Below are 1190 nucleotides of genomic sequence, written 5' to 3' on the forward strand. Positions count from 1 at the left end.
TCCTCAGCGAAGTCCGGCCGTCGTGTATCCGGCACCCAAATTTGAATCGGTCGCAGGCCAGCCATGCGCAACGTATCACGGTGTCTCTGAACTCGTGTATTCACATGTGTTGCCATTTCATCCCCATGGAGTTGTTACATGCAACATTTTAGTTGCATTCGTCGTTACATGCAACACATGTTATTCGAACGCGGCGACAGGTTCATGTCGACAATCAGTCTCATGCCATGGCTAGCATGACCCTGGCTTCTGCTTCGCTTTCGCCACCGGACATGCAACCGGCTTCATTCCCACGGGTTGAACAACGAAACTCGCGCCTTCGCGTAGTCACCCGTATCCCGTGTCACCACTGTCAGGCCATGGTGCAGCCCCGTCACAGCGATGATGAGGTCAGGTTGCGAGAACGTATAACCAGATTTACGCCCATCCTCAATCAGCAGTCGCCACTTGAACATGATGTCCTCGGTCACGGGAAGAATGCGCTGATCGAACATTGGCCGCACTTTATGGGTCAACCACTCGTTCAATTCAGCCCGGTGATTGGCGTCGGTGAGCAATTCGATGCCAAAGCGGAGTTCAGCCAGAGTCACCGCGCTGACGAACATAAGATCCAGCGGTTGCGCAGCCACAAACGCCACCACCTTCGGCTCAGGCCGGGGACGCCGCAGTTCGGACAGGATATTTGTATCGAGAAGCCAACCCGTCACAGAATCACGTCTCGCACTGGCATAGGTGAACGTCGAGGCTCGATCCCGATGTCACGGTGCGGCGAGGCTTGCATGGCGTCGATCAGTGCCTGACCGGTGGGACTGCCCTTGAGGCGTTGGAACTCTTCGGCGGCAACGACGACAACTTCATCGCGCCCATGAACGGTAACGTGCTGTGCCCCCTCGCAACGCACCAGCCGCACCAACTCGCTGAAGCGCGACTTGGCGTCCTGAAGCGACCAGTAGCCAGGGCGAGTTTTTGACGACCTTGGCTTGAGCGGGAAGGTGGGTGTTTTCGATATTCTAGTCATGCTGACCAGAATAGCACAATCCGCTCATCCCCAACATGTCCACCAAATTGACATCCTCCCCGCCCTCAGCTTTTGGCTGCCGTGCAAGCACGGGAAGGGTAGGGATTCCTGATCTACGAAGACCAGCCGCATATCCCTTGCGAGAGATGTTTCCTGCTTCAACGCGAGAGGT

General features: G+C 56.1%; 4 protein-coding genes. All 4 read right to left on the reverse strand.

Features of this window, described 5'->3' with window-relative positions; genetic code table 11:
• Window positions 1-116 (reverse strand): antitoxin MazE family protein (locus tag IV91_RS19840; RefSeq protein WP_150112502.1); only part of this gene is annotated, 116 nt, incomplete at its 3' end.
• A 168-nt stretch (window positions 117-284) separates the two neighbouring features.
• Entirely contained in the window at window positions 285-707 is a 423-nt protein-coding gene (locus tag IV91_RS0113215) for a type II toxin-antitoxin system VapC family toxin (protein WP_031599221.1), read from the reverse strand.
• Window positions 704-1018: a type II toxin-antitoxin system prevent-host-death family antitoxin gene (locus IV91_RS0113220; RefSeq protein ID WP_031599223.1), complete on the reverse strand. Its 315-nt coding sequence runs from the start codon at window positions 1016-1018 to the stop codon at window positions 704-706. Before IV91_RS0113220 ends, IV91_RS0113215 begins: the two co-directional genes overlap by 4 nt.
• Window positions 1011-1190: hypothetical protein (locus tag IV91_RS19275; RefSeq protein WP_233418483.1), on the reverse strand; the 180-nt coding region annotated here is incomplete at its 5' end. The genes IV91_RS19275 and IV91_RS0113220, both read right to left, overlap by 8 nt.

It is taken from the genome of Ferrovum myxofaciens (assembly GCF_000735045.1).
GTDB classification, from domain to species: Bacteria; Pseudomonadota; Gammaproteobacteria; order Burkholderiales; family Ferrovaceae; genus Ferrovum; species Ferrovum myxofaciens.